Source organism: Candidatus Aalborgicola defluviihabitans (assembly GCF_016705985.1).
In the GTDB taxonomy this organism is placed as follows: Bacteria; Pseudomonadota; Gammaproteobacteria; order Burkholderiales; family Burkholderiaceae_C; genus Allorhodoferax; species Allorhodoferax defluviihabitans.
Map to the genome: position 1 here is coordinate 423804 of NZ_JADJKN010000024.1, position 26218 is coordinate 450021.

Genomic DNA, 26218 nt, shown 5'->3' on the forward strand with positions numbered 1-26218 from the left:
CCCGCTGCCCATAAGGCAGCGTTCTGAAAGCAAGCAATGGCCATGCGTACTCACTATTGCGGTCTGGTGACCGAAGCCCAAATGGGCGAAACCGTTTCCCTGTGTGGCTGGGTGAATCGCCGCCGTGACCATGGTGGCGTCATTTTTGTGGATTTGCGTGACCGCGAAGGCTATGTGCAAATTGTGTGCGACCCCGATCGTGCCGAGATGTTCAGCACCGCCGAAGGCCTGCGCAATGAGTTTTGTATCCAGGTCAAGGGCCTTGTACGTGCGCGCCCCGATGGCACCACCAATGACAGCCTCAAAAGCGGCAAGATCGAGGTGTTGTGCCACGAGTTGGTGGTGCTCAACCCGTCGGTTACCCCTCCGTTCCAGCTGGACGAAGACAACCTGTCGGAAACCACTCGTCTCACGCACCGCGTGCTGGACTTGCGCCGCCCGTACATGCAGAACAACCTGATGCTGCGTTACCGCGTGTCCATGGAAGTGCGCAAGTTTCTGGATGCCAATGGTTTTGTCGATATCGAAACCCCCATGCTCACCAAGAGCACGCCTGAAGGCGCGCGTGACTACCTGGTGCCCAGTCGTGTGCACGATGGCCACTTCTTTGCCCTGCCACAAAGCCCGCAGCTGTTCAAGCAGTTGCTGATGGTCGCTGGCTTTGACCGCTACTACCAGATCACCAAGTGCTTCCGTGACGAAGACCTGCGCGCCGATCGCCAGCCAGAATTCACGCAGATCGATATTGAAACCTCGTTCCTGGGGGAAGAAGAAATTCGCGACATGTTCCAAGGCATGATCACCACCGTTTTCAAGAACACCATTGGTGTGGATCTGGGCGATTTCCCGGTCATGACCTACCAGGAAGCGATGCACGTTTATGGTTCGGACAAACCCGATCTGCGTGTGAACCTGAAGTTTGCCGAAGTGACCGACGTCATGGCCGATGTGGACTTCAAGGTATTCTCTGGCGCCGCCACCATGAAAAATGGCCGTGTGGTGGCCCTGCGCGTACCGGGCGGTTCGGTCGAAGGCGGCGGCATCAGCCGTGGCGAGATTGACGCCTACACCGAGTTCGTCAAGATCTACGGCGCCAAGGGCCTGGCGTACATTCGCGTCAATGATGTTGCTGCCGGGGAAGGCACCAAGGACAAGCCTTGGCCGGGCCTGCAAAGCCCGATTGTTAAAAACATCCACAGCACGGCGCTCAAAGCGGTGCTGGAGCGCACAGGTGCCCAAAATGGCGACCTGATTTTCTTTGGTGCCGACAAGGCCAAGATCGTCAACGACGCCATTGGTGCCCTGCGCATCAAGATCGGCCATAGCGATTTCGGCAAGAAGAACGGCCTGTTCGAAAAGGGTTGGCGCCCCATGTGGGTTGTCGACTTCCCGATGTTTGAATACGACGAAGAAGCCCAGCGCTACACCGCGACGCACCACCCCTTCACAGCACCCAAGGATGGTCACGAAGACTGGATGGTTACCGCGCCCGAGAAGTGCATCTCCAAGGCCTACGACATGGTCTTGAACGGTTGGGAACTGGGCGGCGGCTCGATCCGTATCCACCGTGCCGATGTGCAGCAGAAGGTGTTTGACGCGCTCAAGATTTCCCCAGAAGAAGCGCAGCTCAAGTTCGGCTTCCTGCTCGATGCACTGCAATACGGCGCGCCCCCGCACGGTGGCCTGGCCTTCGGCCTGGACCGCATCGTGACCATGATGACCGGTGCCGAGTCCATCCGCGACGTGATTGCATTTCCCAAAACCCAGCGCGCCCAGTGCCTGCTGACCCAGGCACCGTCGCTGGTTGACGAGAAGCAACTGCGCGAACTGCATATCCGTCTGCGGAATCCAGATGCCGCCAAAGCGGACTGAAGCTTGGCTAGTGCACAATGAAAGGACGCTCTGGTGGCGTCCTTTTTTTATGCCAAAACCCTACAAAATTCCTCAATCTGTACTCGTGGTTATCTACACCGCAGCGCTGGACGTGCTGCTAATTCGTCGCGCCGATGGCTTAGATCTGGGGGTCGAGTACTGGCAGTCGGTCACTGGAAGCAAGGATGTACTGGATGAACCCTGGGCAGTCACTGCCCAGCGCGAGGTTCAGGAAGAAACCGGTATCGACTGCCGCACCGGCAACTCAAGCGGCGCATGCCTGTTGGACTGGCAGCTGGAAAACGTCTATGCCATTTACCCCCAGTGGCTGTACCGCTATGCTGCGGGTGTGACACACAACACTGAGCACCTGTTTGGGCTGCGGGTGGCGCGCGGCTGCCCCGTCCGGCTTAACCCACGCGAACACACAGCCTACCAATGGCTGCCTTACCACCAGGCGGCTGAGGCCTGCTTTTCGCCGTCGAATGCGGAGGCCATTTTGCAGTTACCGCGATTGGCCTTGCTAGAGTCGGTGGCGTCGGGGGGTGTTGCATGACCACAGTACGGGTGGCCACCTACAACATCCACAAGGGCGTGCAAGGCGTAGGACCGGTGCGGCGCCTGGAAATTCACAACCTGGGCCATGCGGTGGAGCAGCTCGACGCTGACATTGTTTGTTTGCAGGAAGTGCGCAAACTGCACCGCCGAGAAGCTGAGCACTTCGCTCACTGGCCGGAACAAGCCCAAGCTGATTTTCTGGCGCCAGAAGGCTACACCGCCGTTTACCGCACTAATGCCCATACAAAGCACGGTGAGCACGGCAATGCCATGCTGACGCGTTGGCCGGTGATAGGCCACCAACATGAGGACATGTCGGATCACCGCTTCGAGCAACGTGGCCTGCTGCATTCCGAAGTGCTGGTGCATGGCCGTGCGGTGCATGTGCTGGTGATCCACCTGGGTCTGATCAAGGGCAGCCGGGTGCGGCAACTGGCACAGATTCAGCGTTTCATTGAGCGGGAGATTGCACCGGATGCGCCGCTGGTGGTGGCGGGTGATTTCAACGACTGGGGCAATACCGTGCAGGGTGCGCTGGGTGATGCGGGATTGGTGGCCTCCGTTCAGGCGCGCAAGGCGACTTTTCCATCACGTTTACCGCTGGTGCAGCTGGACCATGTGTACGCCCGGGGGATGACGCCCCTGGGCTTGCATGTGCCCCATGGACGCATTTGGGGACGGATGTCAGACCACTTGCCGCTGATTGCCGAGTTTGACCTGCCGGTGAATACGAATTGAAGCCAATGCCCTTGACTGCCGGCCACAACTTGCAGTTGTTGCATGGTGGGGCTGAGTTCTTCCCGTCTCTGGTGGCCGCCATCGATGGGGCTGAGCAAGAGGTGTGGTTAGAGACTTACATCTTTTACTTTGATGCCAGTGGCGAACGGGTTGCTGCAGCGCTGGAACGTGCGGCGCTGCGCGGTGTTGTTGTGTACCTGGTGGTCGACGGCATCGGTACCCCGGTGGTGCCGGTCGAATGGGTGCAGCGCTTCGGGCAGGCTGGTGTGCGCTGGCACCAGTTTTCGCCTCTGGGGCGCTGGGGTCTGCTGGTACCCGTGGTATGGCGTCGTATGCACCGCAAGCTCTGTGTGGTGGATCGGGAGGTGGCTTTTTGCGGTGGTATCAACATTCTGGACGACTACGTTGACCCCAGCTACGGTGCGCTGGAGTCTCCCCGTTTTGATTTTGCGGTACGCGTCACCGGGCCGCTGGTGGCGGTGGCGCACCAGACCATGGCGCTGTTCTGGGGCCGCCTTCAAATCACGCGACAGCTTGAACACCTGAAGTTTGACGATGCGCACGAAACCTGGAAGAACCCAGATCTACACCCCGCAAGCCCGCAACCGGCGAGAATCGTGCGCGGCGGCGTGAATGCAGCCCTGGTCCTGCGTGACAACGTGCGCAATCGCAACCGTATTGAACGCGCTTACCTCAAGGCAATCGCAGATGCCCGCCACGACGTGCTCATTGCCAACGCTTATTTTTTGCCCGGTGGCAAGCTGCGCCGTGCGCTTATCCATGCTGCTCGGCGGGGCGTGCGGGTACGCCTGTTGTTGCAGGGGCGCTACGAGTACTTCATGCAGTACCACGGGGCAAGACCGGTGTTTGGGGTTTTGCTGGCGGCTGGCGTGGAAATCCATGAATATTCGGCCGGCTTTCTTCACGCCAAGGTGGCAGTGGTGGACGACCGCTGGGCCACTGTGGGCTCATCTAACCTGGACCCCTTGAGCTTCTTGTTGGCGCGCGAGGCCAACGTAGTGGTGGAAGACCCCACTTTTGCCAATGCCCTGCGCATCAGTTTGCTCGCCGCCATCCAGACCCAAGGTGTGCAACTGGAGCCTAAAGCATACGCTGCACGTCCTTGGCACCAGCGTTTTCTGGACCGTCTGGCCTTTGGCGTGATGCGTCTGGCACTGTTTTTGACTGGGAGGAGCTATTAATTTCATAGCTATGCACGTAATTCCCATGAGGGCTACGGGCTAAAAACATTACTAGTCAAAGGCTGGTAGTATTGTTGGATGTTAATGAAGAAGAAGAGCACCATGAACACAACTGATGCCGATCAAGGAACACCCGTTTCTGTCAAGATCCGGGAACGCATCCAGGCCGCACGCAAACGTTTCCATGCCAATGACAACATCGCCCAGTTTGTAGAACCTGGCGAGCTGGAACAGTTGCTCGACGAGGTCGAGGTCAAGATGAAAGGCGTACTCGACAGCCTTGTAATCGACACCGTTAATGACCACAACACCGGCAACACAGCACGCCGTGTGGCCAAGATGTATCTGCAGGAAGTGTTCCGTGGCCGATATGTGACGGGCCCCGCCATCACTGAGTTTCCCAACGTGGGCCACCTCAACGAGTTGATGATCGTTGGGCCCATCACCGTTCGCAGCGCCTGTAGCCACCACTTTTGCCCGGTGATTGGAAAAATCTGGATTGGCGTTATGCCCAATGAGCACACCAATGTGATTGGCCTGTCCAAATACGCGCGGTTGGCCGAGTGGATCATGGGCCGTCCTCAAATTCAGGAAGAAGCCGTGGTGCAACTGGCCGACCTGATCCAGGAAAAAACCCAGCCCGACGGCCTGGCCATCGTGATGGAAGCCAGCCACTACTGCATGGCCTGGCGCGGCGTCAAGGACATGGACAGCAAGATGATCAATTCAGTGATGCGCGGTGTGTTCCTCAAAGACTCCAACCTGCGCCGCGAATTTCTGTCCCTTATTCCACGGAAAGGCTAAATCATGTTGGTCCGTTTGTTGTATGCCAGCCGCGCGGTGGACCCCAGCCCCGAGGCCATTGAAACCATTCTGGCCAAATCCCGCCAGTACAACCCCACCTGCGGTATTACCGGCATCTTGTGCTACGGCGGGGGGATCTTTCTGCAGGCCATTGAGGGTGGGCGCATGGCGGTGAGCGAGCTGTATGGCCACATCCAAAAAGACATCCGCCACAAGGACGTAGTATTGCTGCACTACGAAGAAATCTCAGAGCGCCGTTTTGGCGGCTGGACCATGGGGCAGGTCAACATGTCCAAAATTAATCACAGCATCCTGCTCAAGTACGCTGAAAAACCCGAGCTGGACCCGTATGCGGTCTCGGGCAGCGTGTCGCTGGCCCTGCTCGAAGAATTGATGGCTACTGCGTCCATCATCGGGCGGGTGTGAAGCATGTGGTCCCTACGGGGGCCGCATTGCACTTGTTGGGTTGTGATTTCTCGAGTAGTCCTTCACGGCGCAAACCCATCATGGTGGCCTGGGGCCAACTGCGCGGCTTCGTAGTGGTGCTGGCCAGGTTGGAGCCGCTGTATTCACTGTCTGAATTTTCCCATTTCCTGGCTCGCCCAACGGCATGGGTTGGTGGATTCGATCTCCCCTTTGGCCTGCCGCGTGAACTGGTACAGACCTTGGGGTGGCCGCAATCGTGGCTGGTGTGCATGCACCACTATGCCAGCCTGAGCCGTGACGACATTCGGGCGGCGTTCTCGGCGTTTTGTCATGCCCGCCCACCGGGTGCAAAGTTTGCTCACCGAGCCTGTGATGGCCCCGCTGGTTCCAGCCCGTCCATGAAATGGGTCAATCCTCCGGTTGCCTTCATGCTCCACGCCGGTGTGCCGCGTCTGCTGGAGGCCGGTGTGGTGCTGCCGGGATTGCATGAACCCGATCCAGCAGCCACCGCAGTCAACGCAGACGGCACCACTGCACGGCGTGTTGCGCTGGAAGCGTACCCGGGCCTGCTGGCGCGAGAATCCCTGGGACGGCGCAGCTACAAGAGTGATGACCGGGCCAAACAAACGCACGACAGGCTGATCGCCCGCAAAGACCTGCTCCATGCGCTGGAGATCGGCCAAACCCGGCTGGGCCTGCGACTGAAGCTCACCCATGCGCAGCGTGATGCTTTGGTGGAGGATGGCTCGGGCGATAGTCTGGATGCCGTACTGTGCCTGATGCAGGCCGCTTGGGGTCAGCGGCAGTTCACGCAAGGTGATGCGCGTTACGGACTACCGCTGTATATGGACCCACTGGAAGGCTGGATTCTGAGTGCCTGAACCGGGTCCCTGAACGATTGGCAGTCGGGCACCTGGGGCCGGTTTGCATCAACGACTGGTGGTGTGTAGACATTTGACATGCATTCACGCGCCACTTACGTGCTCTCAATGGGGCGGTTGGGATGGTGCGACGCTTCGGTTGGTGGCGGGCTAGCGGACAGATTGGCGATAGCCTCCGCATCGGTCCGGTAGAGTCGCAACAGCATGCCCGGTTGTAACTGCCCAGCCCGCATCAAGACCTGTTCCACTGGCAGCTTCATGCCGCTGATATGCAGGGCAATGCCTTGCTCGGCCAGGTTGGTTCGGAGTGCGGAAAATACCTCGATGCCGGTTGCGTCAATGCGGTTGATAGGATGCGCGAACAGGCACACATGGCGGGTATCGGGATGCGCTGTCAGGAAGTCCGAGATATTACGCTCGAAACTGCTGGCGGCGGCAAAGTCGAGCTCGGCATCCATGCGCAGCGCATACAAATGGTCCATCAGTGGTGGTAGCTTCCAAAGGTGGCGGTCGCGCAGGCTGCCGTCCGGGTGCAATCCGACTTCGATGATGCGAGGGTGCAAGCGGTGGTGCAGGAACGTAATCAGGCTCACCATCACGCCGGCCAGAACGCCCCAGTAAATGCGCGGTGCGGTCATCAGCGTAACCACAAAGGTTGCTGCCATGGTGAAGGCTTCTACTGGCAACACGCGCCAAAGTTGAACGAACCGCATGGGCTGCAACAAACTACTGATGGCGGCCACCACCACAGCGGCCAGCACCGGGGAGGGTACGTGGTAAAGCGCGGGTGTGAGCCACAACAATACGGCCAACACCATTACCACAGTGACCAGTGTGGCCCAGCCTGTTTGGGCACCGGCATACAGGTTGATGGCTGAGCGCGAGAAAGAGGAGCTGGTGGGGAAGCTGCCGGTCAACCCGGACGCCAGCTTTGCCAGACCCTGGGCGATCAGATCCTGGTTGTCGTTCCACGGTTTGTGCGCATGCTGATTTTCGACCTTGGCGCTGGATGCGGTTTCCAGAAAGCTCACCAGTGTGACGACCATGGCCGGCACCAGCAGAGTTCCCAGCACGGTCCAGCTTGGGATTCCCGGCCAGTACAGGGCAGGAAGCCCGGACGGTAGCGCCCCGACAACCGGACCACCGTGTGCGGCGTATTGGATCAGGTAGCTGATGGTGCCGGCACCGACGACCACCAGCATCAACGTCGGCACACGGGGCGCAAGCGCGCGCCCGAGCACCAATGCCAGCAGACTGCCCAGACCAAAGGCTGCGGCAGACCCGTCCACCTGCGAGAGTGAAAACGCACTGGCCGTTGTACCCTGCATGCCAACCAACGACGGCAACTGGGAAAAAATAATCAACACCGTGGCGGCCTGGGTGAAACCGAACAACACTGGGGCACTCACCAGGTTGAGGATCCAGCCAAAGCGCCAGATACCCAACGCCAACTGCATCAACCCGCTGAGCAGGGCCAACCAAACCGCCAGGGTTACTCACTGGGCACTGCCTGGTTCTGCAAGGCCGGAGAGCGCAGCCATGACCAGCAAGCTTGACAGCGCAGTCGGCCCTACAGAAAGGCGCGGCGAGCCACTCCACAGCACCGCCACCAGGGCCGGCAGGAAAGATGCATAGATGCCAGTAACGAGCGGCATGCCGGCCAGTGCTGCATACGCCACGGACTGCGGAACGATGATGAGTGAAACGGTCAGTCCCGCCATTACCTCACCCCGCATCAGGTGCGCGGTAAGCCGCGGCCAGGTCAGGAACGGGAACCAGGCAGCCAGGCGATTCATGGGTGCGCTGTACGACAAACTGGGCACATGGGGTTGCGGGGCAACCGGATGTCGGACCAGGTCATGTTGCGGCCGTCCAGCATCAACAGGCGCCCAACGGCTGGTTCGCCAGCACCGCTGAGCAGTTTGAGTGCCTCGGCAGCCTGCATACTGCCAATGATGCCTACCAGTGGCGCAAAGACGCCCATGGTGGCGCAACGCGCCTCTTCGAAGGCGGTGTTTGGCGGGAAGACGCATGCGTAGCAGGGAGACTCTGTTCGGCGGGAATCGTAGACCGCCAACTGCCCGTCAAAACGAATAGCCGCACCCGATACCAGTGGCACGCCGTGGTGCACACAGGCGGCGTTCAAGGCTTGTCGGGTCGCGAAGTTGTCGCTGCAATCCAGTACTACATCGGCATCGGCCACCAGGGTGTCGAGCCGTGCGGCGTCGACTCGCTCGTCCAACGCCGTGATGTGCAGTTCCGGGTTAATGGCCAACAAGGCCTGGCGGGCCGACTCCACCTTGGGCTGGCCCAAGCGGTCTTGTGTATGGGCGATCTGGCGCTGCAAGTTGGTCAGGTCGACGGTGTCGTCGTCTACCAGGGTCAGGTGGCCAACCCCGGCCGTGGCCAAGTACAGGGCTGCCGGTGAACCCAGACCACCGAGGCCAACCAGCATAACCCGAGCCTGCATGATGCGCTCCTGCCCTTCTACCCCCAGTTCATTCAGAAGAATGTGGCGCGAATAGCGCAGCAGCTGCGTGTCATCCATGGCACTGTTTCGCCATGTCCTAGTTGTTGTCCTTGACTTCTTCCTTGCGTTCAACCTGGGTCTTGCTCACCAGCACAGGAAGCCCCTTCAATTGGTTCAGCGCCTGGATGAGTTGGAAGTCTTTCTCCGAGCCAAATTCTGGCGGGCGGCGCTCGGAGGCGGGTTTGCGTGATTCCTCTTCCAAGTGTTTCAGCGCTTCGTCGCGCGCTTTTTCACGGGCTTCATCCTTGACTTCGTCGCCCTGTCCGCTGGCCAGGTGCTTGGTCAAGTCTGCCTCGCGCATTCGCAGCGCCGCGTAGGGACTGCCTTCTACGGTATCGTCCACCATGATGTCCGGGACGATCCCCTTGGCCTGAATGGATTTGCCGCTGGGCGTGTAATAGCGAGACGTGGTGATCTTCAGCCCAGTATCAGGTCCAAGAGGGCGGAAGGTTTGCACTGACCCTTTGCCAAACGTCTGGCTACCCATCAGGGTGGCACGCTTGTGGTCTTGCAGGGCGCCGGCCACGATTTCACTGGCCGAAGCGGATCCTTCGTTGACAAGCACCACCAACGGCACTTTTTTCAGGCCAGCTGGCATTTTCTTCAGCGGATCAGCCCCATCGCGGCCCAGGTAGTCGCGTACGGTGGCTTTCAGCACCTGCTTGCTTTCGGTCGTTTGGCCGTTGGTGGACACCACGGGCACGCCTTCGGGCAAGAAAGTGGCCGATACGGCAACCGCAGCGTTCAACAGACCACCTGGGTCATTACGCAGGTCAAGCACCAAGCCCTTGATATTGGGATCTTGTTTGTAGATTTCTTCGAGCTTGCGGGCGAAGTCTTCAACCGTGCGTTCCTGAAACTGGCTCACACGAACCCATGCATAGCCCGGTTCAATCAGTTTGCCGCGCACCGACTGTTGCTTGATTTCTTCCCGGATGATGGTGACGGGGAAGGTACGATTTTCATCCTTGCGGTAAATGGTGAGCACCACCTTGGTGTTGGGTTCACCCCGCATGCGTTTGACGGCCTCGTTCAAGGACAGGCCCTTGACTGCAGTTTCGTCCACACGGGTGATCAAGTCGTTGGTCTTGATGCCGGCCCTAAACGCAGGTGAACCTTCGATGGGCGAAACGACCTTGACCAGACCGTCTTCCTGGGTGATTTCAATGCCCACACCGACGAATTTGCCGGTGGTACCTTCCTTGAATTCCTTGAAGGATTTCTTGTCAAAGTACTGGGAATGCGGGTCCAAGCTCGCCACCATGCCGGAAATGGCTTCGGTGATCAGCTTTTTTTCGTCTACCGGCTCCACATAGTCGCTTTTGACGATGCTGAACGCGGCTGCCAGTTGCTGCAGCTCTTCCAGTGGCAGCGGTGCCATGGTGTTGCGCGCCACCGTTTGGAGCGAGACGGTTGTCAACGCTCCAGCCATGATGCCCAATCCAATCCAACCCGCAATTTTCAGTTTTTGACCCATAAGTATTCCAGTGCCACTTCAATATACACCTTGGAGTGGTATGTGCGATGCGAGTTCCGTCGCTGCGGGGTGTTCTGCGTAGATAAATGCTGGGGTAATCCGGCCCAGTACCGGTATTTCAGGCTTTGCCCTGTGACGCCACCGCAGCGGCGGCCTTGGCGGCTGCCTCGGCGTCGCCCAGATAGTAGTGGCGAATCGGCTTGAGATTGGCATCCAGTTCATACACCAGCGGGATACCGTTGGGTATGTTCAGGCCCACGATGTCACCGTCGGAAACGTTGTCCAGGTACTTGACCAGCGCACGGATGGAGTTGCCATGGGCCGCAATGACGACGCGCTTTCCACTCTGGATACAGGGGGCGATGGTCTCGTTCCAGTAAGGCAATACACGATCCACGGTGTCTTTAAGGCACTCGGTTAATGGCACCTGATCCGCAGCCAGACCGGCATAGCGCAGATCCTGGCGCTGGCCGCGCGGGTCGTTGGCATCCAGTGCCGGGGGCGGGGTGTCGTAGCTGCGGCGCCACACCAGCACCTGGGCGTCGCCATATTCTTTGGCCATGTCGCCCTTGTTCAGACCCTGCAGGGCGCCATAGTGGCGCTCGTTCAGACGCCAGTCTTTGACCACTGGCAGCCAGATGCGGTCCATTTCATCCAGGCAGTAGTTCAGCGTGTGGATGGCGCGCTTGAGCACCGAGGTGTAGGCGATATCGAATTCGTAGCCTTCGGCCTTGAGCAGCTTGCCGGCCGACATGGCCTGGGAAATACCGGTGGGCGTGAGTTCCACATCGGTCCAGCCGGTAAAGCGGTTTTCGAGATTCCAGGTGGATTCGCCATGGCGAATGAGGACGAGTGTGTACATGGGCGGGCGCAAATGGGGGTTGGAAAAGGTCTGCTCTGCAACAAACCAGCCACCATTCTAAAATGGCAGACTCGATGCTCGGAAACTGACAAGGAATAAAGTGAAATTTATATTGGATAACTGGATGTTGATCGCCATTGCTCTGGCTTCCGGCACCATGCTGCTGCTACCCGTCATACAGGGTGCTGCCACGGCAGGCCTGGACGCAAATGGGGCCGTTTTGCTGATTAACCGTGAAAAAGCCGTGGTCATTGATATCTGCGAACCCAGCGAATTTGCCGCAGGCCATGTGGGTGGCGCCAAGAACATTCCCCTCGGTGAGTTGGAGGCCAAGCTGACCGGAGTAGTCAAAAATAAGACTGCGCCCCTGATTCTGGTGTGCCAGTCTGGCATGCGTTCGGGGCGGGCGGTGGCCATTGCCAAAAAGCTGGGTTACGACCAGGCCCAATCCTTGGGTGGCGGGTTGGCGGCCTGGAAGTCCGCCAACCTGCCTGTGGAAAAGGCCTGACACCATGCAAACCGTCAAGATGTACACCACCGCGGTCTGCCCGTATTGCGTGCAGGCCAAGAAAATTTTGCGCTCCAAAGGCGTCGAGCACATCGAAGAGGTGCGTGTAGACACTGCCCCGCAGGAGCGCATGGCCATGATGGAGCTGACCGGACGACGCACGGTGCCACAAATCTTCATCGGCTCCACGCACGTGGGTGGCTGCGATGACCTTATCGCGCTGGACAACCAGGGTGGTTTGCTGCCCTTGCTCAACGGCGCGTGAGGGCGCTGGCGGCAACCGCCTGCCGGCCTGAGATAATCCGCGATTAACGAAATTTCCGTTATCCGCCTGTCCGGAGTTTTCCGGGCTAGTTTAGTTTTATTTAGAAAGACTGTTTTATGTCCGATCAGACCCCCGTTTTCCAGATTCAGCGCGTATACCTGAAAGAGTCTTCACTGGAGCAACCCAACTCGCCCGCCATCCTGCTGGAGCAAGAGCAACCCTCCGTGGACATTCAGCTGGCCGTGGAAGCCGGCCCCGTGACCGAAGGCATTTATGAAGTGAGCGTGACTGCCACGGTGCACACCAAAATCAAGGACAAGACCGTGTTTCTGGTCGAAGCCAAGCAAGCCGGTATTTTCGAAATCCGCAATGTGCCCGAAAACGAGATGGGCCCGATCATGGGTATCGCCTGCCCGCAAATCGTCTACCCCTACCTGCGTGGCAACGTGGCCGATCTGATCCAGCGCGGCGGCTTTCCGCCAGTGCACCTGTCGGAAATCAACTTCCAGGCCATGTATGAGCAGCAACAACAGGCCCGCACTGCCGGTACCGCCGAAGGCGCGCTGCCCCAATAAGGTTTTAGGTATTTTAGGCCGCTAGCCCTCGTGGATAGTGCGTAAGGTACTATGAAAATCATAGTAATTGGAGGCGGGGCTTGGGGCACGGCTGTGGCCATCAGCGCCAGTCGCACGCACCAAGCGCAGCATGTTGTTTCCCTGTGGGTGCGTGATGCGGCGCAGTCGGCTATTTTGCAGCAACACCGGGAGAACCAGCGCTACTTGCCGGGCGTTAATCTGCCGGGTGACCTGCAAATCAGCACCGAGGCCTTACCCGAATGCCTTGCCGCGCTGCACAAACAGGACTTGGTGATTGTCGCCTCGCCCATGGCAGGCCTGCGGGGGCTGTTGGTGCAGTTGCGGGATTGCCCCGCAGCTGTAGCCTGGCTGTGCAAAGGCTTCGAGGCGGGCATTGGTACTGCTCCAGGTTTGATGGGGCATGAGATTCAGGCCCAGGTAGCGCCCGGTTTGCGTGCCGGGGTGCTCAGCGGCCCCAGTTTTGCGCAGGAAGTGGCTCTGGGCCAGCCCACCGCGCTGGTGGCTGCCAGTGTCCACGCGGATGTACGAGAGGCCCTGGTTGTCGCTTTTCACAGCCCTACGCTGCGGGTTTATGCCAACGACGATGTGGTGGGTGTGGAGGTTGGCGGTGCCGTCAAGAATGTACTGGCCATTGCGACCGGTTTGTGTGATGGGCTGCAACTGGGTCTGAATGCCCGCGCCGCACTGATTACCCGTGGTCTGGCCGAAATGACACGACTGGGCGTGGCTCTGGGAGCCAAGCCCGAAACTTTTATGGGTCTGAGTGGATTGGGGGATCTGGTGCTAACCGCCACCGGCGACCTGTCACGCAACCGGCGTGTTGGCATGGCCATGGCACAGGGCAAAACATTGCAGCAGGCCATTGACGCGCTGGGCCATGTGGCCGAAGGCGTATACAGCGCGCGCACCGTGGTGCAGCGGGCGCACAGCCTGGGTGTGAATATGCCCATTGCCCAAGGTGTTGTCGATCTGCTCGATGGCCACCTGCAGCCGGCCCAGGCCGTGGCGGCGTTGATGGCGCGCGAGCCAACCGCTGAAGGCGGCTGACCCTTTGAGCTAATCAGCCCTGGACCACCCGTGCTGCGATGTGGGCCATGGCTTCTTCCACCTGGTCCACCAGAATCAGGCAAAGCTCGCCCGATTTCAGTTTGTCCATGGCCGTGTCGATGGCCAAAAACTCTCCCTTGATCTCGCTGGATTGCGTAGTGCGCCGAGCGTTGGCCAAACCCTGGCGCAGCAGGGCCACGACTTCGCCGTCTGCGCGACCGCGTTGACACTGGTCTTCGTACAAGATCACCTCATCAAAGGCATCGCCCAGAATTTCGGTCTGCTGGCGGATGTCCTGGTCACGGCGGTCGCCGGCACCGCTGATCACCACCGAGCGGCGCGTGGCCGGCATGGCCTCTACGGCATGTACTAGGGCAATCATGGCGTCGGGGTTATGACCGTAGTCGGCAATCACGGTGGCACCGCGGTACTTGAACAGGTTGAAGCGTCCCTGCGCGTTGTTGACATCGTTGGAAAAACCACTTAGCCCCTGGCGAATGGTGTCCCAGTCCAGGCCCAAAGCCCAGGCTGCAGCCACCGAGGCCATGACGTTTTCCACCTGGAAGGGAATCAACCCACCCATGGTCAGAGGAACGTCCGCCAGCGCAATGGTTTGCTGGAAATCGCCCTTGCTGGCCACGATATAGCCATTTTCCACATACACGACGGCCTGGCCCTGGGCCCGGTGGGTCGCCATGACGGGGTGGAACTTGTCTACCGAGAAAAAGGTGACAGAACCCCGGCACTTGACGGCCATGGCGGACACGGCTGCATCGTTGGCATTGAGTACAGCCACACCGTTGGGTGATACGTTTTGCACGATGACGCGCTTGAGCACCGCCAGTTCCTGCACAGTGGTGATGTAGTTCAGACCCAGGTGGTCGCCACTGCCCACATTGGTGACGACCGCCACGTCGCAGCGGTCAAAAGCCAGGCCTTCGCGCAGCACGCCGCCACGGGCGGTTTCCAGGACCGCCGCATCCACATCGGGGTGCAACAGTACGCTCTTGGCGCTCTTGGGGCCGCTGCAGTCGCCGGTGTCGATGCACTGGCCGCCCACGTAGACTCCATCGGTGTTGGTCATGCCGACGCACAGGCCGTTTTGGGCCAGCAGGTGGGAAATCAACCGTACTGTGGTGGTTTTGCCATTGGTTCCGGTCACGGCCACGATGGGGATGCGCCCGGTCTGGCCGTTTTTGAACATGCTGGCGATGATGGCCTCGCCCACCGCGCGGCCCTTGCCAAACGAGGGGCTCAGGTGCATGCGCAAGCCCGGTGCTGCGTTGACCTCGACAACGCCGCCCCCTTGTTCCTCGATGGGCCGCAAGATGCTGTCGCACACAACGTCCACACCACACACGTCCAGCCCCACCATATGGGCCGCAGCCACGGCGCGGGCAGCCACATCGGGGTGCACGTCATCGGTCACGTCGGTGGCCGAACCGCCAGTGGACAGGTTGGCGTTGTTGCGCAAGTTAACGCGCTGGCCCAAGGCCGGAATGTCATCCGCTTTAAAGCCCTGGTTGGCCAGGCACACGTGGGCAATGTCGTCAATGCGAATCTTGGTCAGCGAGGTGGAGTGTCCCGAGCCACGGCGCGGGTCCAGGTTGACCTGGGCCACCAACTCAGCAATGGTGTGCTCGCCGTCACCCACCACTTTAGGTGGGTCCCGCCGCGCTGCGGCCACCAGTTTGTCGCCCACCACCAGCAAGCGAAAATCGTTGCCTGGCATGTAGCGTTCAACCAGAATATCGTCGCGGAACTCCTTGGCTGTGGCGAAGGCTTTGACAAGGTGCTCCTGGGTGGTGATGTTGACGGTCACACCCTTGCCCTGGTTTCCGTCCTTGGGCTTGACCACCACGGGCAGGCCAATCTCGCCTGCAGCGGCCCAGGCATCTTCGGGGTCGGACACGGAGCGCCCTTGTGGCACGGGGACACCGGCTGCGGCAAGCAGCTTTTTGGTTAGTTCTTTGTCTTGTGCAATAGCCTCCGAGATGGCGCTGGTGATGTCCATCTCGGCCGCTTGAATGCGCCGCTGCTTGCTGCCCCAGCCAAAGCGCACCATGCTGCCTTCGGTCATGCGGCTGTACGGAATATTGCGGGCCACAGCGGCGTCCACAATGCAGCCGGTGCTGGGCCCCAAGCGCACGTCTTCATCCAGATCGCGCAGTTGGGTCAGGGCTGCTGTCAGGTCAAAGGGGGTGTCGTCTAGCGCGGATTGGCACAGGGTCTGTGCCAGGTCCATGGCCAGCCGGCCTACGGCCTCTTCGCTGTATTCCACCACCAGTTGGTAGACATCGGCGTCCACCGTGGGTGTGGTGCAACTGAAGGTTACCGGGCAGCCAGCCTGGGCTTGCAGTCCGAGTGCAGCCAGTTCCAGCACATGCACCATGGCAATGGAGTTGTCCTGGCCCGTGGGCTGAAAGGAGCCGATTTCCGGAAAACGGGCGCGCAGCCGAACCTCGAAACCGTCGATCTTGTCAACGGCGTGCTCGGCAGCGTTGCAGGACACGATGGCCTGTATGGCCGTGTGGTGGCTCCACAGATTGGGGCCACGCAGGGCTCTAAGGCGGGTTACTTCCATGGTGTGTCTCGGGTAGGCAGGGTCGGCATGCGCAGCAGGCTTCGAATGCAATCAGCAATGGGTTAATAAGGGGTTTTTTTGGGGTTGGACTCAAAGGTGCGCAGACCGGCACCAATCAACTCCGGCGAAATGTCGAGTGCCCAGGCGGCGGCCACGGCGGCCATCACCATCTCGGGCTGGGATGCCTTGGCAGGCTTGAGCGAGGCCAGCGGCAGCATGGCGATTTCCTGTGCACCTTCGGCCAGAACGATCTGGTCGTCAAGTACGTAGACCAAACGTTCACCGGCCTCGCGGTGCTGGGCCATGACGCTCGACTGGGGGTCCATGCCGTAGAAAATAATCTTGCCGTCGCACAGCGCAGCCAGTTCCACCACCTGCGGATCGGCTGAGTTGAGCACCGCCGTGCCGGTGGGCAGAATCACATCCACCTGGGTGCGGGCGACCTTGTAGGTTTGCTCGGTATCCAGAATATCGAATTCGGCCAGCGATTTTTGCCAGCCCACGTCGGTAACCACACCCACGGAGCATTTGTCGTAGGCCAGGCCTTCAGCCAGTATGGTGTGGCTGGTGTTCTCGAACACTGCGGCTTGCACCGAACGGTTGATGAGCAGGCGTTGTCCGGCCTCCCAGTTTGCGCAGTCCTTGGCTTCTACCTGGCGGCCGTCCAGGTAAAGACCTTCGCTACAGGCCAAGCCCACGTGCTTGCCGCTGATGTGGGCCAGCCAGGCAACCAGACGCGCGATACGGCCGGTTTTTAGCGTCCCGGTTATGCCGACAACCGGGATGCGGCCGTCACGGTCCAACTTGAACAGGTGCTCGATGATGGCCTTGCCCACCGGGCGGCCCTGACCTTGTGCTGGCTTGATGTGGGCTAGTAAACCGGGGCTGGCATTCACTTCAATCACCGCGCCTTGTTGGGCCGATAGGGGTTTGCTGGCGTCCTCCAGCACCATGTCGATGCCGGCAATGTCCAGGCCCACCACCCGCGCTGCCAAAGCTGCGGCAGCGGCTACGCTGGGATGCAATTCGTCGGTGATGTCAAACGCCACGTTGCCGTTGGTTTGAATCAGCACCTTATGTCCCTTGGCAGGGATCGACTGAGGCGTTAAACCGGCACGCTCCAACTCCAGAATGACTTCACCGGTTTCGCTGGGAATCACCACGTTGAGGGGGAACTCTTCGCCGGATCCGCGACGCGGGTCGGTGTTGATCTGGGCATTGGCCAGTTCGTCGATGTTGGAGACACCGTCCCCCATCACCCAAATGGTTTCCCCTCGGGCTGCTGCTACCACCTGGCGGCCAACGACCAGTATGCGGTGTTCATTGCCTGCAATGTATTTTTCTACGATGACACTGCTGCCACCGCCTTTGCGGTGGGCCAGGGCATAGGCGGCTTCCACGTCACTTTGCGTGCGCAGGTTCAATGACACGCCACGGCCGTGGTTGCCGTCGTAGGGTTTGAGCACCACCGGCACACCGATGTCCTGCGCGGCTTCCCAGGCGGCTTCAGCGTTGCGTACCAACGTGCCCTCGGGCACCGGCACGCCACAGGACTTGAGCAGGGCTTTGGTCAGGTCTTTGTCGCTGGCAATTTCTTCGGCAATGGCCGAGGTCTGGTCGGTTTCGGCGGTCCAGATGCGGCGCTGGTTGATGCCGTAGCCCAGTTGCACCAGGTTGCCTTCGGTCAGGCGGATGTTTGGAATGCGGCGCTCGGTGGCGGCATCCACAATATGCGCGGTGCTGGGGCCCAGACACAAATCGTCCACCATTTCTCGCAGTGGTTCAACAGTCTTTTCCAGGTCAAAGGGCGTGTTGTTGATGGCCGCTTCGATCAGGTCACGCGCCGCCGTCAGTGCGGCACGTCCGACCTGTTCCTGTCGGGTGCGGAAGGCCACTTTGTAGACGCCGCGTGTGGACGTGGACCGCGCCTTACCGAAGCCGGTTTTCATTCCGGCCAGGTTTTGCAGTTCCAGGGTTACGTGCTCCAGGATGTGGGCCGCCCAGGTGCCTTCGTCCAGGCGCTGAAAGAAGCCGCCATGCACGCCTTCGCTGCAACGGTGTACGACCATGCCGGGCAACCAGGCTTTGAGCCGATCCACAAAGCCGGGCAGGGTGTTGGAGGGAAAGTCCTCCAGGCTACCGATGTCGACCCAGGCTTCAATCACTGGCCGGTAGGTCCAGATGTTGGGTCCGCGCAGGTGGGTTACCCGCAAAATGGTGATCTTTTTCTGGTCCGTCATGGCTGCAATTGGGTTTGGCAGTCCACCGATGTGGGGCTGGCCGCGTTGTGTATTCTCGCTCACCCTGTTCCCTGGCGAGCCGGGGGTCAGTACTTCAGGCTGAGTATCGTAAAGTATGGAGCCAGCCGCAATCGGATTGCGCCAGGCTCCTGATTTCCAGTCATCAAACAATTTTTTCTACCAAATGACCCTTGCTGTATCTGTTGAGACGCCGCTGCCAGGCGAACTGTCGACTGCCTGGCTTGGCGATGTGAAATCCCAACTCAATGCACAGGAGAACGTTCTGGCAGCGCTGGAGGTTGACCTTGACACCCGTTTGAATTTTGTTCGTGGTTTGGTAGTGGTCACCAACCAGCGCCTGCTCAGCCGCAATGGAAGCGAAGGCACCTGGCAGCATTGGACTTTTCGAGACGGTTTGGAATTGCGCCACCACGACCACGCTGGTGTGGGACACCTCAACTTGGTAGATGCCCATGGCCTTCTGGCCACTTGGCGCTTTACGCTGGGTCAAAACCTGCCCGCGATTCGGCTTGTGGACCAGTTTCAAGCCCATTTGCACAGCCACGTGACGGGCAAACCGCTGGCGCAGGCGTTGCAAAATGTGTGCCCCAGTTGCAAGGCACCGCTGGAACCGGACCAGGAGGTATGCCCTATTTGTACCAAGGTGGTCCACACGCCACCCAGTACCTGGACGCTGTTTCGGCTGTGGCGCTTTGCAAAACCCTACCGCGGCCAGTTGCTGCTGGGTTTCTTTCTTATGCTGCTGGGCACGGCGGCCAGCCAGGTGCCGCCGTACTTGACTATTCCGCTGGTGGATAAGGTACTGATTCCGTTCCAGAACGGGCAGCACATCGAGCGCAGCACCATCATGCTGTACTTATCAGGTCTGTTGGCTTCGGGTATTCTGGCTTGGGCTTTAAGCTGGGGCAAAACCTATGTGCTGGCCCTGGTGTCCGAGCGCATTGCTGCGGATTTGCGCACTACTACTTACGAGCACTTGCTCAAGTTGTCGCTGGAATACTTTGGCGGCAAACGGACCGGTGATTTGCTCTCGCGGGTGGGCAGCGAGAGTGACCGCATTGCCGTGTACCTGTCGCTGCACCTGACCGACTTTGCCAGCGATGTGATCATGATCATGATGACGGCGGTGGTGCTGTTCTCCATGAACCCGTGGCTGGCGCTCATCACGCTAGTGCCGCTTCCGTTCATTGGCTGGATGATCCACTTTGTGCGCTACCGGTTGCGTACCGGGTTTGAAAAGATCGACCGGGTGTGGGGTGAGGTGACCAACGTGCTGGCCGACACCATTCCCGGCATCCGCGTGGTCAAGGCCTTTGCCCAGGAGCAGCGTGAGGCCAAGCGCTTTCGCGAAGCCAACCACCATAATCTCGTGGTCAATGACCGCATCAACAAGATATGGTCGCTGTTTACGCCCAGTGTGTCGCTGCTGACTGAAATCGGCTTGCTGGTGGTCTGGGGTTTTGGTATTTGGCAGGTCTCCAAGGGCGAAATCACCGTGGGCATGTTGCTGGCGGCCATTGCCTACATCGGGCGCTTCTACGGACGCCTGGATTCCATGAGCCGCATTGTGTCGGTCACGCAAAAATCGGCCTCGGCAGCCAAGCGTATTTTTGACATTTTGGACCATGTCTCCAGTGTGCCCGAGCCCAAAAACCCGGTGCACGTGGACAAGGTGGTGGGTCGCATCGAGGTGCGCGATGTGGGCTTTCGCTACGGCAACCGCGAGGTCAACCGGGGCATCAACCTGAACATTGCTCCGGGTGAAATGATTGGCCTGGTAGGCCACAGCGGCTCGGGCAAGAGCACGCTGGTCAATTTGATTTGCCGCTTCTACGATGTATCCGAGGGGGCCATTTTGGTGGACGGTGTGGACATTCGCTCCTATGCCGTTGCCGACTACCGCCAGAACATTGGCCTGGTGTTGCAAGAACCCTTTTTGTTCTTTGGCACCATTGCCGAGAACATCGCCTACGGCAAGCCGCTGGCCACCCGCGCCGAGATCATTGCCGCCGCGCGTGCCGCCCATGCGCACGAGTTCATCTTGCGTTTGCCCCAGGGTTATGACTCCATGGTGGGCGAGCGTGGGCAGGGTCTCTCGGGTGGCGAGCGCCAGCGCATCTCGATTGCGCGTGCGCTGCTGATCGACCCGCGCATCCTGATTTTGGACGAGGCCACCTCGTCGGTGGATTCCGAGACCGAAAAAGAAATTCAAAAAGCGCTGGAGAACCTGGTGCAGGGCCGCACCACCATCGCCATTGCGCACCGCCTCTCGACCCTGCACCGCGCCGACCGGCTGGTGGTGCTGGACCGTGGCAGGGTGGTCGAAGAGGGTACCCACGACGCACTGATGGCCCAACAGGGCGCGTATTACAACCTGCATCAGGCCCAGGCGCGCAACGCTGCGGCCATGCTGACCGAGGACGCCAGCGCATGAACCCACTAACCACACCCACCACAGCCCCAAGCTGGCAATTGGCCCTCAACCCGTTTGGCAAGCTGGTGCTCACCCGCGCCAACGGCGACTGTTTTGAAGGGGTAGAGCCGGTGCGGGCGTTTCCTGTGCAGTCACCCGACAACGGCATTGCGCTCGTAAGCCTGGACGGCAAAGAGGTTGCCTGGATCGACAGCCTGGCAGAACTGCCAACCGATCAGCGGTTGCTGATAGAAAACGAGTTAGCCAGTCGCGAGTTCATCCCCGTCATCCGCACGATTGTGGGCGTGACCAGTTTCTCCTCGCCCTGTACCTGGACCGTAGAAACCGACCGTGGTCGCACCGAATTCGTGCTGCGGGGTGATGAAGATATTCGCCGCGTTGGCACTGGCGGCGGCCTGCTGGTGGCCGACGCCCATGGCATTCAATACCAGGTCCGCGACCATCTGGCGCTGGACGCGCACAGTCGCAAGATTCTGGACCGATTCTTGTAACTGCTACGAAATAGATAGCTGCTTCCGTAGCCTCCACGAGGGCTAGAACCCTTTTTTACACTTCAAGATTGTCAATCAGGCGCGTCGCGCCCAAACGTGCAGCGGCCAGCACTACCAGGGCGTCTCCTGTGTGGGGCATTTGCAGATCAGCCTGGCGGCGCACGGCCACGTAGTCGGGGCGCCAGCCAGCGTTGCTGAGGGTCTGCATGGCGTGGGATTCCAGGCGGTTGATGTTGGCTGCATCCAGCGAGCTCTCGGCGCGCAGCGCTTTGGCCACTGTTTTCAGCGTGGTCGACAACTGCACGGCTTGCGCGCGCTCGGCCTCGCTGAGGTACCCGTTGCGTGAGGAAAGTGCCAACCCATCATCGCTGCGCTGGGTTTCACCCCCCACGATGTCGATAGGCATCGCGAACTGCTTGACCATGTTGCGGATCACCATGAGCTGCTGGTAATCCTTCTTGCCAAACAGGGCCGTGCGGGCCTGCGTGAGTGACAGCAATTTGAGCACCACGGTGCACACACCAATGAAGAAGCCGGGGCGAAAATGCCCTTCCAGAATGTCGGCCAGTTCGGTGGGCGGATGCACCTTGAAGCTCTGCGGGTGTGGGTACATCTCGGTTTCCTTGGGGGCAAACACCACATCGCAGCCGGCGGCCTGCAGCTGTTCGCAATCGGCATCCAGGGTGCGTGGGTAGGTGTCAAAGTCTTCGTGCGGCGCAAACTGCAGCCGGTTCACAAAGATGGTCGAAACCGTCACGTCGCCCAGCGGTTTGGCCTGGCGCACCAGAGCCAGGTGGCCTGCGTGCAGATTGCCCATGGTGGGCACCACGGCAGGGTGGCGGAATGCGGCCAGGTGGTCGCGCAGCTCGGCAATGGTGTGGATGATTTCCATAAATGTCTCTACCAGGCGTGGACGGCGTCCTCGGGAAAGCTGCCATTCTTGACGGCGGCAATATAGGCTTCGAACGCGCCACGGATGCTGGGCGCTCCATCCATAAAGTTGCGTACAAACTTGGGGTTTTTGCCCAGGTTTAGGCCCAGCATGTCGTGCATCACTAGCACCTGACCGGCTGTGCCCTTGCCGGCACCGATGCCGATGGTGGCGCAGTGGGTCAGCTCGGTGGTCAGCTCGGCCGACAGGGGGGCGGGCACCATTTCCAGCACCAGCAGGGTGGCGCCAGCGTCTTCCAGTTCATGCGCCTGGCGTTTGAGAATTTCGGCACTGGCTTGCGACCTGCCCTGCACCCGGTAGCCGCCCAGGGCGTGCACGGTTTGCGGCGTCAAACCCAGGTGGGCGCACACGGGGATACCGCGTTCGACCAAAAAGCGCACCACCTCAGTGGTCCAGCCGCCGCCCTCCAACTTGACCATGTGGGCACCGGCCTGCATCAACACTGCAGCACTGTGAAACGCCTGTTCTTTGGACTCCTGGTAGCTGCCAAACGGCAGGTCACCAATCAGCCAGGCTGTGCCTTGTGCGCGGCGCAGTCCCCGGGCCACCATTTCGGTGTGGTAGCGCATGCTTTCCAGCGAAACGCCCACGGTGGTGTGCAAGCCCTGGCACACCATGCCCAGGGAGTCGCCCACCAAAATGCTGTCCATGCCGGCGGCATCGGCTACGGCGGCAAAGGTGGCGTCGTAGGCGGTAACCATGGCGATCTTCTCGCCCCGGCTGCGCATTTCGGCAATGCGGGGCAGGCTGATGGGTTTGCGACTTGGCATGGGCGAGGCCGGTGGCAGGGTGCCATAGGGTGTGGCATGCAAGGCCGCTGCGTTGCTGTCGGTGGTCTGTGTCATGGTGGGTACTCCGTCAGGTGGGTGAATAGGCCAGGCGCACGTAAATGGGCGCAAAGGCTTCGGCCTGGGTGATCTCGATCAGGGTTTCCTTGGCCAGTTCCAGCAGGGCTATGAATGTTACAACCAGCACCGGGGCGCTAAAACTGGCTTCAAACAAATCTTCGAAGCCAACAAAACGCCGGCCCTGTAGCTTCTTGAGAACCATGCCCATGTGCTCGCGCACTGACAGCTCCTCACGCGTGATTTTGTGGTGTTGGACCAATTTGGCGCGCTTGAGAATATCGCGCCACGCCTCTTGTAAATCGACCACATTCACATCCGGGAAACGCGGCACCAGCGACTGCTCGATGACGATCTCGGCCTTTAGAAAATCGCGGCCAAACTGGGGCAGCGCGTTGAGGCGTGCGCCGGCCAGTTTCATTTGTTCGTACTCAATCAGGCGGCGCACAAGTTCGGCGCGCGGGTCCTCGGCCTCTTGGCCCTCGGCAACCTTTTTGGGTGGCAGCAGCATGCGCGATTTGATCTCGATCAGCATCGCCGCCATCAGCAGGTATTCGGCCGCCAGTTCCAGATTGCGTTTGCGGATCTGGTCCACATAGACCAGATACTGCTTGGTCACGCTGAGCATCGGGATGTCCAGAATATTGAAATTCTGCTTGCGGATCAGGTACAGCAGCAGGTCCAGCGGGCCTTCAAAGGCCTCCAGAAACACCTCCAGCGCGTCCGGCGGGATGTACAAGTCCTGCGGCATGGCAAACAGCGGCTCGCCATAGAGCCGCGCCACGGCGACATGGTCCACAACCTGCGGACTGGCTGGCAGAAGGGCGGCGTCCAATTCAGACGCTTCGACGGATGCAGGGGTTTGCGTCATAAAACGCTATAAAAGCAATAGCTACCTACGCTTAATTGGCGAGGGCTAGAGGTGAATTTGACTCTTAGCTATTGTCCGTCTGGTAGACGTAGGGCTTTTGAGCGATGCGAGCGCTGGCAAAGTCTGCCCGGGCGTCGCGGTCCACCTTCTTGTCCCACAGCAAAGCCCTGCCCTGGCGCTGTTGGGCTTCCAGGTTGGGATTGTCCTTCTTGAGCTGCCGGATGAACTGCGTGGCTTCAGACGTGTAATCGGGACGGCGGAAAATGTTCATGGGGAGAAACCTTGTGTTGCGCTTGCGGCTATTTTAGCTGGCTGGCGACGTATCGCCCCCTGGTTCCGGCGCGGCGGCGTTTAAACCACTGGCCAGGTCGGGGAAAAGTTGGGATTCGCCTACCAGATGCACCAGGCCGCAGCGCCGGGCAATGTCCATCGGTTGGTGGGCCAGGCCGCACACGATCAGGCGAACGTGGGCCTTGGCGCAGGCATGGGCCAGGTCCAGCAGTGTGTCGGCACCGGAGGAGTCGATGTAGATCAGGTTCTTCAGGTCCAGCACCAGCGCGCGCTGTGGCAGATGGTCTTGTAGTTCCTCAATCAACTTGACAGCACCAAAAAACAGGGCGCCGTACAGGCGGTGGGCCTGAACCCCGGGGTCGGCCAGCGTCACAGGTTCGCTGCGCGTGAGGCTCGATATCCGGTAGATGAACGTAAGGCATGCGGCCACCAGACCCACCTCAACCGCCACGGTCAGGTCAAACACCACGGTCAGAAAAAATACCGATAGCAAGGTGATGCGGTATGGCACGCGGTATTGACGCAGGTGCACAAATTCGCGCCATTCGCCCATGTTCCAGGCCACAAACATCAAAATGGCTGCCATGGCTGCCAGCGGAATATTGCGAGCCAGCGGTGCGGCCAGCAGCACGACGAGCAGCAGGGTCATGGCGTGCACCACGCCGGCTATCGGGCTGTTGGCACCGCTTTTGATGTTGGTCACCGTGCGGGCAATGGTGCCGGTAGCGGGCATGCCGCCAAAAAACGGGGTGACAAAGTTGGCAATGCCCTGCGCCATCAACTCCTGGTTGGGGTCGTGGCGTTCGCCAATCATGCCGTCGGCCACGCGGGCGCACAACAACGATTCGATGGAGCCCAGCAGGGCCAGCGTGGTAGCGGGAATAAACAGAAAACGTGCCGTGCTCCAAGAGAACTCCGGCCATTGCAGCGCCGGTAGTGCCGAAGGGATTCCGCCAAAGCGGCTGCCAATGGTTTCCACGGGCAGTTGCAACAACGCCACGCACAGGGTGGCCAGTACCAGCGCCACCACCGAACCCGGCACCAGCAACAAGTGCTTTGCCCAGTGATAGCGTCTCTCCAACCGGGGAATGGCCAACTGCCACACCACGATCAACAGCAGGCAGGCCAATGCCAATGCTGCTGCATTCAGGTTCAGGCTGGGCAGGGCATGGTGCAGCGTGGACAGGATGCCGAAAAAATCGGCCGGCATGTTCTGCACCTGCAGGCCCAGAAATTCCTTGATTTGCGACACCGCAATCAGCACTGCAATACCGTTGGTAAAACCAATCACCACAGAAATGGGGATGAAGCGGATCAGCGTGCCGGCCTTGAAGAATCCCATGGCAAATTGCATGACCCCGGACATAGCAGTCGCAATGATCAGGTTGGCCAAGCCGTAGCGTTCCACAATGCCGTACACAATGACGATGAATGCCCCCGCCGGCCCGCCAATCTGCACCCGGCTGCCGCCCAATACCGCAATCAACAAGCCAGCAATGATGGCGGTAAACAGGCCGGCCTCTGGCTTGAGCCCGCTGGCTATGGCAAATGCCATGGCCAGTGGCAGTGCCACCACGCCAACGGTAATGCCGGCGCCCACGTCCTGTGCAAAAAGCTGGCGGTTGTAGCCCTGCAATGCGGCTACGATGCGGGGGCGAAACCAGTGCGATCGGGGTGGTGTTGGTGCACTGATTGGTGCGCCGGGTGTGGGTAGGTCTGCCAT

At 59.9% G+C, this 26218-nt stretch carries 23 protein-coding genes and 1 pseudogene; 13 read left to right on the plus strand and 11 right to left on the minus strand.

Annotated elements, in window-relative coordinates:
* Positions 1–36: 36 nt before the first annotated feature.
* The 7 genes from aspS (at position 37) to IPI80_RS20890 (ending at position 6481) form a co-directional block, all read left to right on the plus strand.
* Entirely contained in the window at positions 37–1872 is a 1836-nt protein-coding gene (gene aspS / locus IPI80_RS20860) for an aspartate--tRNA ligase (protein ID WP_413863263.1), read from the plus strand.
* Positions 1873–1921: 49 nt separating this feature from the next.
* Positions 1922–2428, plus strand: coding sequence for a dihydroneopterin triphosphate diphosphatase (gene nudB / locus IPI80_RS20865; RefSeq protein ID WP_413863265.1), 507 nt, complete (start codon positions 1922–1924; stop codon positions 2426–2428).
* Complete coding sequence (locus tag IPI80_RS20870; protein ID WP_413863267.1) at positions 2425–3168, plus strand: endonuclease/exonuclease/phosphatase family protein; 744 nt, start codon at positions 2425–2427, stop codon at positions 3166–3168. The genes nudB and IPI80_RS20870 overlap by 4 nt, the downstream gene beginning before the upstream one ends.
* A gap of 5 nt (positions 3169–3173) precedes the next feature.
* Entirely contained in the window at positions 3174–4370 is a 1197-nt protein-coding gene (gene clsB, locus IPI80_RS20875; protein ID WP_413863270.1) for a cardiolipin synthase ClsB, read from the plus strand.
* 102 nt (positions 4371–4472) lie between these two features.
* Positions 4473–5174: a GTP cyclohydrolase I gene (folE, locus tag IPI80_RS20880; RefSeq protein WP_413863272.1), complete on the plus strand. Its 702-nt coding sequence runs from the start codon at positions 4473–4475 to the stop codon at positions 5172–5174.
* Between the two features lie 3 nt (positions 5175–5177).
* Positions 5178–5600 (plus strand): BLUF domain-containing protein, encoded by a 423-nt coding sequence (locus IPI80_RS20885; protein WP_413863275.1) that lies wholly within the window; start codon positions 5178–5180, stop codon positions 5598–5600.
* Between the two features lie 80 nt (positions 5601–5680).
* Entirely contained in the window at positions 5681–6481 is an 801-nt protein-coding gene (locus IPI80_RS20890) for a DUF429 domain-containing protein (protein WP_413863278.1), read from the plus strand.
* A 95-nt stretch (positions 6482–6576) separates the two neighbouring features.
* On the opposite strand, the pseudogene IPI80_RS20895 reads toward IPI80_RS20890, so the two are convergent.
* The 4 genes and pseudogenes from IPI80_RS20895 to gpmA form a co-directional block, all read right to left on the minus strand.
* Positions 6577–8277 (minus strand): annotated as a pseudogene (locus IPI80_RS20895) (SulP family inorganic anion transporter).
* Complete coding sequence (locus IPI80_RS20900) at positions 8274–9029, minus strand: HesA/MoeB/ThiF family protein (RefSeq protein WP_413863281.1); 756 nt, start codon at positions 9027–9029, stop codon at positions 8274–8276. Before IPI80_RS20900 ends, IPI80_RS20895 begins: the two are co-directional and overlap by 4 nt.
* A gap of 19 nt (positions 9030–9048) precedes the next feature.
* Positions 9049–10488, minus strand: a complete 1440-nt coding sequence (locus IPI80_RS20905) for a S41 family peptidase (protein WP_413863284.1) — start codon at positions 10486–10488, stop codon at positions 9049–9051.
* Between the two features lie 118 nt (positions 10489–10606).
* A complete protein-coding gene (gene gpmA / locus IPI80_RS20910) occupies positions 10607–11350 on the minus strand; it encodes a 2,3-diphosphoglycerate-dependent phosphoglycerate mutase (protein ID WP_413863287.1) in 744 nt (247 codons plus the stop codon).
* 100 nt (positions 11351–11450) lie between these two features.
* Here gpmA and IPI80_RS20915 point away from each other — a divergent pair, with 100 nt between their 5' ends.
* From IPI80_RS20915 to IPI80_RS20930, 4 genes are all read left to right on the plus strand, one after another.
* Entirely contained in the window at positions 11451–11858 is a 408-nt protein-coding gene (locus IPI80_RS20915; protein WP_413863290.1) for a rhodanese-like domain-containing protein, read from the plus strand.
* Between the two features lie 4 nt (positions 11859–11862).
* Positions 11863–12123, plus strand: coding sequence for a glutaredoxin 3 (gene grxC / locus IPI80_RS20920; RefSeq protein WP_413863293.1), 261 nt, complete (start codon positions 11863–11865; stop codon positions 12121–12123).
* Between the two features lie 116 nt (positions 12124–12239).
* Positions 12240–12698, plus strand: a complete 459-nt coding sequence (gene secB, locus IPI80_RS20925) for a protein-export chaperone SecB (RefSeq protein ID WP_413863296.1) — start codon at positions 12240–12242, stop codon at positions 12696–12698.
* A 51-nt stretch (positions 12699–12749) separates the two neighbouring features.
* A complete protein-coding gene (locus IPI80_RS20930; protein ID WP_413863299.1) occupies positions 12750–13766 on the plus strand; it encodes an NAD(P)H-dependent glycerol-3-phosphate dehydrogenase in 1017 nt (338 codons plus the stop codon).
* 13 nt (positions 13767–13779) lie between these two features.
* Here IPI80_RS20930 and cphA (IPI80_RS20935) read toward each other — a convergent pair whose 3' ends face one another.
* Together cphA (IPI80_RS20935) and cphA (IPI80_RS20940) are read right to left on the minus strand one after the other, a co-directional pair.
* Complete coding sequence (cphA, locus tag IPI80_RS20935) at positions 13780–16350, minus strand: cyanophycin synthetase (RefSeq protein WP_413863302.1); 2571 nt, start codon at positions 16348–16350, stop codon at positions 13780–13782.
* Positions 16351–16412: 62 nt separating this feature from the next.
* A complete protein-coding gene (gene cphA / locus IPI80_RS20940) occupies positions 16413–18590 on the minus strand; it encodes a cyanophycin synthetase (protein ID WP_413863305.1) in 2178 nt (725 codons plus the stop codon).
* 184 nt (positions 18591–18774) lie between these two features.
* Here cphA (IPI80_RS20940) and IPI80_RS20945 point away from each other — a divergent pair, with 184 nt between their 5' ends.
* Both IPI80_RS20945 and IPI80_RS20950 read left to right on the plus strand, forming a co-directional pair.
* Positions 18775–21045 carry an ABC transporter transmembrane domain-containing protein gene (locus IPI80_RS20945; RefSeq protein WP_413863308.1) on the plus strand — a complete coding sequence of 757 codons (2271 nt, stop codon included), beginning with the start codon at positions 18775–18777 and terminating at the stop codon, positions 21043–21045.
* Entirely contained in the window at positions 21042–21536 is a 495-nt protein-coding gene (locus IPI80_RS20950) for a DUF1854 domain-containing protein (RefSeq protein WP_413863311.1), read from the plus strand. Before IPI80_RS20945 ends, IPI80_RS20950 begins: the two co-directional genes overlap by 4 nt.
* A gap of 55 nt (positions 21537–21591) precedes the next feature.
* Here the strand turns inward: IPI80_RS20950 and panC are convergent, their stop codons facing one another.
* The 5 genes from panC to IPI80_RS20975 form a co-directional block, all read right to left on the minus strand.
* Positions 21592–22428, minus strand: coding sequence for a pantoate--beta-alanine ligase (gene panC / locus IPI80_RS20955; protein ID WP_413863313.1), 837 nt, complete (start codon positions 22426–22428; stop codon positions 21592–21594).
* 8 nt (positions 22429–22436) lie between these two features.
* Entirely contained in the window at positions 22437–23333 is an 897-nt protein-coding gene (gene panB / locus IPI80_RS20960) for a 3-methyl-2-oxobutanoate hydroxymethyltransferase (RefSeq protein ID WP_413863316.1), read from the minus strand.
* A gap of 13 nt (positions 23334–23346) precedes the next feature.
* Positions 23347–24204: a segregation and condensation protein A gene (locus IPI80_RS20965; protein ID WP_413863319.1), complete on the minus strand. Its 858-nt coding sequence runs from the start codon at positions 24202–24204 to the stop codon at positions 23347–23349.
* 64 nt (positions 24205–24268) lie between these two features.
* Positions 24269–24475, minus strand: a complete 207-nt coding sequence (locus tag IPI80_RS20970) for a DUF3460 family protein (protein ID WP_413863321.1) — start codon at positions 24473–24475, stop codon at positions 24269–24271.
* Between the two features lie 33 nt (positions 24476–24508).
* Positions 24509–26218 carry a SulP family inorganic anion transporter gene (locus tag IPI80_RS20975; protein WP_413863324.1) on the minus strand — a complete coding sequence of 570 codons (1710 nt, stop codon included), beginning with the start codon at positions 26216–26218 and terminating at the stop codon, positions 24509–24511.